Source organism: Vibrio sp. 10N.222.46.A1, from assembly GCF_041473595.1.
GTDB lineage: Bacteria > Pseudomonadota > Gammaproteobacteria > Enterobacterales > Vibrionaceae > Vibrio > Vibrio tasmaniensis_A.
In genome coordinates, this window is the sequence record NZ_JBFRSN010000625.1 from 1 (window position 1) to 8,228 (window position 8,228).

Genomic DNA, 8,228 nt, shown 5'->3' on the forward strand with positions numbered 1-8,228 from the left:
TAGTGCGGGCAATATAACGACGGTTTATTCTACCAGATGAGCATTCAATATTGAGTGACCGAGGTTGTAGTTTCGTACGGCGTAAGCAAAAAACCACCTCTTTTCAAGCCACTCGACTCCATTACTTAGCTGCTTTTTCTCGTACGTCAGTTAGCTTAGAGGCGATACGATTCACGCCTTCATGAGCGAAGATTTCGTCCAAGTTCATTGATAGTTTACGACGCCAGTTAGGGTACTCATCGACCGTACCAGGGATGTTAACGGGCTTATCCATCTCTAGCCAATCTTCCAACTGAACACTCAGGAGTGTTGAGCCACCAGCCGCAACGTGCAACTGAAGCGCTTCAGCAAGATAAGAATCCATCGGCACTTGACTTGCATCGCGCCCCACACCTTCAGGTAGGAAGCCGTGCCATGCCACTGAGTCTAAGATACCTTGCTTGCACTCCAAGCGGTTATCGAACAAAGTTTCTAGCTGTTGTGCGTCTGGGTATAAACCAATCTCTTGACCCATTTTCAAGTCATCACAGTGCCAGAAGCCGCGAAGCGTTGGCATATCGTGAGTACACAGTGCCGCCATCGATTGTGACGCGTAGTGCTTAGGAGAAATAAAACCACCGTCATTTTCTGATGTTTCGAAGAAGAATACTTTGTAAGAATGCACGCCAGCATCAGCAAGGATGTCTACGATTTCATCCGGTACCGTCCCTAAGTCTTCACCGATAACGCTGCATTGGTAACGGTGAGATTCAAGCGCCAGAATAGACAGCATGTCTTGCACTGGGTAGTAGATGTACGCACCTTTCGTTGCGTTCTCACCCTTTGGAATCCACCACAAACGCAGCAGACCTAAAACATGGTCAATACGCAATGCACCACAGTGCTTCATGTTGGCACGAAGTAGTTTGATGTAAGCGTCGTAGCTGGTTACTTGAAGCACTTCTGGGTTTAGTGGTGGTAGACCCCAATTCTGACCCAAAGGACCAAGAATATCCGGTGGAGCACCAATGCTCGCATCCATCACTAGGTTGCCTTCATCAGCCCATGTCTCGCTGCCAGAATCTGCAACGCCTACCGCTAAATCACGGTAAAGGCCAACCGCCATGCCTTTCTCTTCAGCAAGAGACTGTGCATCGTTGATTTGGCAATCGGCTAACCATTGTAGGTACATGTAGAGATGCACTTGATCTAGGTTATCTTTGATGTATTTCTGGGTCGCAGGGCTTTCAAATGTACGGAATTTCTCTGGGAATACAGGCCAGCCCCACATACCTGAATCTTCAGCATGCAGTTCACCGTGCAGAGCATCAAACGCCGCTTGATGCATCAGGCTTTCACCGCCCTCTTCAACGAACGCTAAGAACGCTTGTGCGCGGTCGCTGTTTTTGTCTAGATGACGAGTCTTAAATTCTGCGAATAGCAGAGGTAAGATGCTCATCTTCAGCTCAGACACTTCAGTGTAATTCACCCAGTGCGCTTCACGAGCTTTCTGTAGGCGCTGCTGGAACTCGGCGCTGCCTACCGTTTGTTGCGCTTCCGCGCTTAATGCGAACTCAGGAACTGAACTCACATCAATGTATAAGACGTTCAACCAACGACGTGAAGACGGGCTGTATGGGCTCGCACCTTCCGGGTTTGCAGGGAACAGTGAGTGAATTGGGTTTAGACCAACAAAGTCACCACCGCGAGACGCGATATCCGAAACAAGCTGTTTTAGGTCACCGAAATCACCAATACCCCAGTTGTGCTGAGTTCTTAGCGTGTACAGTTGAACACTTGGTCCCCAAAGCTTTTTGCCTTGCTCAATGGGTGACTGCTTGAAGCATGCTTTGGGCGTAATAATCAACGTCATCTCGTAAGGTTTCTTACGGCGCTTACGACTCACAATGAGCTTGTGATAACCCCATGCCAAATCACTTGGCAATGCAAACACTAAAGGGCCACCCTCGGCACGCTCGTCACGAACGACTTGAGATTGAAGATAGCCTTCAAGTACCTCTCCTTGCTCGGTTTCTAAGCGCCAGCTGAACTCACTTTCACGAGCACTCACACCCAGATTGAGTGTCACTTCTACTGGCTCACCGTCACGCAAGACAAGAACCGGGTCTAATACATCTTTTCTGTGCTTTCTTTCTGCAGATTTAAGCAGTGCATCATCGCTGCTTGTATCGTAGCCCAATGAAGCCAATAGAGACGTAATCGTCTCTTCTGATACTTGTGCTTCATCGCCCCACGCACTAACGTAACTATCAGCAATATTTGCCATTTCTGCGACTTGTTTTAATACGGTCTGTTCTTTCATCGCTCTCTCCGAAAACGTTCTGACGCTTTCAATTTTTGTAGGGTTGTCTATTTAATTTTTACTAATCAATTAGCTTGTGACAATCAGTTTGTAAGCATTGCTATCTGAATAAGCCGTCTATTTGCTCACAAGCTAATTGAGCCAAGGCAAAAACTGCCTTGGCTACTTTGCAACTATTAACGGTTAACCGCTTCAAGTTTCCAAATGTTGTTCACGTAGTCGCGAATTGAGCGGTCTGATGTGAACTTACCAACCAATGCCGTGTTAAGAATCGCTTTCTTAGCCCAACCAGCTTGGTCTTTGTATTGCGTACCCATGTCTTCGTGCGCTTTCACATAAGATGCGAAGTCAGCAAGACATAGGTAAGGGTCACCACCGTCTAGTAGGCTATCAAACGTTGCACGTAGAAGACCGGGTTGACCTGGAGTGAACTCATCGCCAGTCAGTAGATCTAGAGATGCTTTCAATAGTGGGTCTGCATTGTAGTAATCGTATGGGTTGTAACCCTGAGCTTTCAGTGCAACAACACCGTCAACTTCTAGGCCGAAGATGTAGATGTTTTCATCACCAACTTCTTCACGAATCTCAACGTTTGCACCATCCATCGTACCGATAGTTAGAGCGCCGTTTAGAGCCATCTTCATGTTGCCCGTACCTGAAGCTTCTTTACCAGCTAATGAGATTTGCTGAGAAACGTCTGCTGCAGGGATGATGATTTCAGCCATGCTTACACGGTAGTCAGGGATGAATACCACTTTAAGCTTGTTACCGATGCGAGGATCGTTGTTGATCTTCTCTGCAATCTTGTTAACCGCGAAGATGATTTCTTTTGCTAGGTGGTAACCCGGTGCTGCTTTCGCTGCGAAGAAACATACGCGTGGCTCACACTCGAAACCAGGTTCGTTAAGAATACGGTGGTACAGAGACAGAATGTGTAGCAAATCTAGGTGCTGACGCTTGTATTCGTGCAGACGCTTAATTTGAACGTCAAAGATAGCGTTAGTATCTAGCTCGATACCCATGTTCTCTTGAACCCAATCCGCAAGACGCTGTTTGTTTTCTTTCTTAACAGCCATAAATTCTTTTTGGAATTTCGCGTCTGTTGCAAACTTAGCGATGCCTTCTAGCTGCTCAAGTTTTGCTGGCCACTCAGAGCCAATCTTACCTGTGATTAGATTAGATAGACCTGGGTTACAGAACTTCAACCAACGACGTGGCGTGATGCCGTTCGTTACGTTAGTCAGTTTACCTGGGAAGATTTCGTTGAACTCTGGGAACAAGTCTTTCTTAACCAGTTGAGAGTGAAGTGCGGCTACACCGTTTACTTTGTAAGAACCAATCACACATAGGTTTGCCATGCGAACCATGCGGTGGAAACCTTCTTGGATGATAGAAAGCTTCGCTTGTTTCTCACCGTCACCAGGCCACATCTTGCGAACTTCTTGCATGAAGCGGTGGTTGATTTCAAAAATGATTTCCATGTGACGTGGAAGAAGACGGTTGATCAGCGATTCAGACCAAGTCTCTAGTGCTTCTGGAAGTAGTGTGTGGTTCGTGTACGCGAACGTATGTGCACTGATTTCCCATGCTTGATCCCAAGATAGACCTTTCTCGTCGATCAAGATGCGCATTAGCTCAGGAATCGCAATCGTTGGGTGCGTGTCGTTCAGCTGAATCGTTTCTTGCTTAGGCAGATCTTCTAGAGAGAAACCTGCGGCTTCGTGGCGGCGTAGAATATCGCGAACTGACGCTGCTGAGTGGAAGTACTGCTGCATTAGACGCAGTGTCTTACCTTTCTCGTGGTTGTCGTTCGGGTAAAGTACTTTAGTGATGTTACCTGCATCGATTAGCGAGTGTTGCGCTTCGAAGTAATCACCGTTGTTAAAGCTTGCTAGTGAGAATGGTGCAATTGCCTGACATTCCCAAAGACGCAATGGGTAAACCGTGTTTGACTCGTAACCTACGATTGGTAGATCCCAAGGCATTGCTTTTACTTCCATACCTGGAACCCAAGTACGAACTTCTTTACCGTCGATGAATTCAACTTCTACATGACCGTAAAAACCAATGTGTTGTGCTAGCTCTGGACGAGCGACTTCCCATGGGTAACCTTCAACACCACGCCATGCGTCTGGTGCTTCTTGTTGACGACCATCTTGGAAAGACTGTTTGAATAGGCCGTATTCGTAGTGAAGACCGTAGCCTACTGTTGGGTACTCTTGTGCAGCACAAGAATCCATAAAACAAGCAGCAAGACGACCAAGACCACCATTACCTAGCGATGGGTCGCGTTCTTCTTCTAGAAGGTCAGTTAGGTTTTGGCCTAGCTCTTCCATTGCATGAGTAATCTGTTCGTACAGACCCATGCTGATCAGGTTGTTACCTGTTAGACGACCAATCAAAAACTCTAATGAAAGGTAGTTAACGCTCTTCGCGTTTTTGATTTTTTCATCATTTTCAGTTTCTAGCAGATCAAATGTTGTCAATTCTGCTAGCGCACGCCCCATTGCTAGGTACCATGCGCGGCTATCTGCGTTTTCAATCGTTGTTGCGTAAGTTGCAGATAAATGCTTTTTAACGCTTTCTTGGAACGACACTTTATCGAAAGTTTTTTGCTGAGTTGGTTTCATTTCAGAAATCTCGCTTTTAATAGTTCTAATTCATCTGTGACATATCGTGCATGGTCACCATTAACTAAACATCCTCCCGTTAATACGACTAACTAGGAGTAGATGAGAGGGCGTAGGGGGCGTACCGATGTAAGGTTAGTGATCTGACTCTCATGTTCTAACTTCGAACAAAAAGTTGGAGTGACTAAGATCACAAGCTCCCGTTCGATAACTTAACGTTAATTGATGTGAGTTTTATTTAACCGGAATAAACTGATTAGCAAATCTGAGTTTGAGATCACGAAATTATTTTCCATATCTCATCTTTTACATAAATCTCAGTGTAAGACCGAACAAAGTCACATTCACAAACCACCACGTAATGTGAGCAAAGTCACAAATTAAGGGCGTAGAAAGCTAAAAACATGCAAGACCGCAAGGTTTCTGAGGAGAATCATAGTCGGTGCCATTTTTCTTCACGTAACATAAGCACAGACTTAAGTAATTAGGCAGATGTGATTGGGCAACTCTTTTACGGTTTTAGAATCCCCAGAACATAGGCCACGGAATAGGTGAAAAACTTCGACATGTGGATCCCTTCGAAACTGACTCGTCCCGGCCGCTTACATAATGCAATCCTACGACCTAGGGTTCTCGATCTGCTCCAGAACGCAGATTGCTATAAGCTTGTATTGTTCCGCTCTCCTGCGGGCTATGGCAAGACCACTATGGCTGCACAGTGGCTATTAGATAAGCCGAATGTGGGTTGGTACAGCATCGATGATAGTGACAACGATGCCTTCCGTTTTATCAACTACCTACTCCAATCACTCAATAAAGCGACTCAAAACTCCTGTCCCAATGCCCAAAAACTGGCAGAGAAACGACAGTTTTCATCGCTGCATTCTTTATTGAGCGAAGTATTCGCCGAGATGTCGGACTATCATCATGAATGTTTTCTTGTTTTAGACGACTACCATTTAGTCAACAATGATGACATTCAAGAAGCAATGCGCTTTTTCCTCAAACACATGCCCGACAATCTTACGCTGGTTGTAACCAGTCGGGGTACACCACCCCTAGGTACGGCAAACCTGCGCGTTCGAGACTTAATGATCGAATTAGGTAATGACTCGCTGGCTTTTGATACCGAAGAGACGACGCGCTTTTTTAATCAGCGTGTTGCCGATGGTATTGATGACACAACGGCAGACAGTATTTGTACCTATGTAGAGGGTTGGCCTTCTGCACTTCAACTTATTGCGCTGCAAGCCCAACATCAAAAACGTACGCTTGCGCAGTCTGCTGAGTCCTTCTCCCACTTTAATCAAGCCCATCTTTGGGACTACTTGGTTGAAGAGGTTTTCGACCTGTTAGACAAAGAAACTCGACAGTTCTTGATGCAGTGTTCAGTGCTTGACCACTTCAACGACGAACTGGTTTGTGCGCTAACACAACGTGAAGACGCACTGGGTATGATCGAATCATTAAATCGATTCGGTTTATTCATCTACCCGCTTGAAGGCGAAAAGAACTGGTATCGTTTCCATAACCTGTTTGGTGAATTTTTGGCACATGAGCGTCAAGCTCGAATCCCTCAACAAGAAGCAGAATTGCACCGAAGTGCCGCGAAGGCGTGGATTAAACAAGACACACCACACCAAGCACTGCGCCATGCACAGCGCGCTGAAGACCCAGAGCTGATCATTCAAATACTGACAGACCACGGCTGGCCGATGTTCAACCAAGGCGAACTTTCCTCGTTAGAGATGGCGATCAAGCAACTGACTACGGATCAACTTTACAGCGACCCTAAACTGTCCATGTTACGAGCTTGGCTAGCACAAAGTCAGCACCGCTACGAACAAGTAGGGACATTATTGGAAGAGGCTGAAACACAATATCAAGCTCGAAATATTGAACTCGACACTCAACAGCAAGGGCAATACAACGCCCTACGCGCGCAAGTTGCGATCAACAGTAATGAACCTGAAAAAGCCTTGGAATTGGCAGAGCTTTCGCTAAGTCAGCTGAACACCACCGTTTATCGTAGCCGAATTGTCGCCACGTCTGTTGTTGGTGAAGTCAATCACGTAATGGGCAACTTGAGCCGTGCACTGCCAATGATGCAGCAAACAGAAAAACTTGCACGCCAGTACCAAGTTTACCACCAAGCGCTTTGGGCGATTCTACAACAGAGCGAGATCTTAATTGCACAGGGTTACGTTCAAGCGGCATTCGAGCTGCAAGACAGTGCGTTCAAATTGATCGAAGAACACCAGCTAAAATACGTGCCTCTGCATGAATTCTTACTGCGTGTTAGAGCTCAAATATTCTGGTGTTGGAACCGATTAGATGAAGCGGAAGAGTGCTGTTACAAAGGCTTGGATATCCTTGGTCACCATTCGCCAAGTAAGCACCTTCACAGCTATTCAATGCTGGCTCGTATTTCACTGAGTCGCGGTGAAATTGATAAAGCATCTAAGTTTATCGACCAAATTCAGCACCTATTGCGTCAATCGACTTACCACGTGGACTGGACGGCGAACGCTTCTCTTTCTTTGATTCTTTTTTGGCAAGTAAAAGGCAATAAAGAGGCGATACGTGATTGGTTGAATGTGGCTGTTCGACCTGAATCGGCAAGCAACCACTTCTGCCAACTGCAATGGAGAAACATCGTTCGCGCTCACATCATTCTTGAGCAGTATGAAGAAGCGGAAGAAGCGCTGACTTTCCTTAAGAGTGAAGCTCAGCGTTCACATCTGATTACAGACACCAACCGAAACTTGATCGTTGAAGCCGTGTTACGTACACAAATTAACGATGAAGACAGCGCACGCGTGCTACTTGAAGAAGCGCTTCATATGACTAACCAAACCGGTATGGTCGGCAACTTCTTAGTAGACGGCGGGACTATCGGACATATCTTGGATAAGTTGAGTAACAAGCCTGGCTTAGGTGACTTAGAACGCCATCGCGCTCAACAGATCATGAAAGATATCTCGACCACCCAACGCAGCCGCTCGGTTCACTTTGATGAAGACTTTGTTGAAAACTTAGTCAATCACCCAAACATTCCTGAACTTGTGCGCACGAGCCCACTCACCCAGCGTGAATGGCAAGTACTTGGTTTGATCTATTCAGGATTCAGTAACGAGCAGATAGCTCAAGAACTCGATGTAGCAGGTACCACCATCAAGACTCACATCCGTAACCTTTACCAAAAACTAAACATTGCTAACCGCAAAGAAGCGATCAGCACAGCGGAGAATTTACTGCAGTTGATGGGGTACTAAACGATTCGAGATTAATTCGAG

General features: G+C 46.2%; 3 protein-coding genes. 1 reads left to right on the forward strand and 2 read right to left on the reverse strand.

The window, feature by feature from the left end; translation table 11 throughout:
• Nucleotides 1-121: 121 nt before the first annotated feature.
• Together malQ and AB4496_RS17205 are read right to left on the reverse strand one after the other, a co-directional pair.
• Nucleotides 122-2,302 carry a 4-alpha-glucanotransferase gene (malQ, locus tag AB4496_RS17200; RefSeq protein WP_102258065.1) on the reverse strand — a complete coding sequence of 727 codons (2,181 nt, stop codon included), beginning with the start codon at nucleotides 2,300-2,302 and terminating at the stop codon, nucleotides 122-124.
• A gap of 176 nt (nucleotides 2,303-2,478) precedes the next feature.
• On the reverse strand, nucleotides 2,479-4,932 hold the full coding sequence (locus AB4496_RS17205) for a glycogen/starch/alpha-glucan phosphorylase (protein ID WP_009845842.1): 2,454 nt from the start codon (nucleotides 4,930-4,932) through the stop codon (nucleotides 2,479-2,481).
• A 566-nt stretch (nucleotides 4,933-5,498) separates the two neighbouring features.
• On the opposite strand from AB4496_RS17205, the gene malT reads away from it, so the two are divergent.
• A complete protein-coding gene (gene malT, locus AB4496_RS17210) occupies nucleotides 5,499-8,207 on the forward strand; it encodes an HTH-type transcriptional regulator MalT (protein WP_029223176.1) in 2,709 nt (902 codons plus the stop codon).
• Nucleotides 8,208-8,228: the final 21 nt, after the last annotated feature.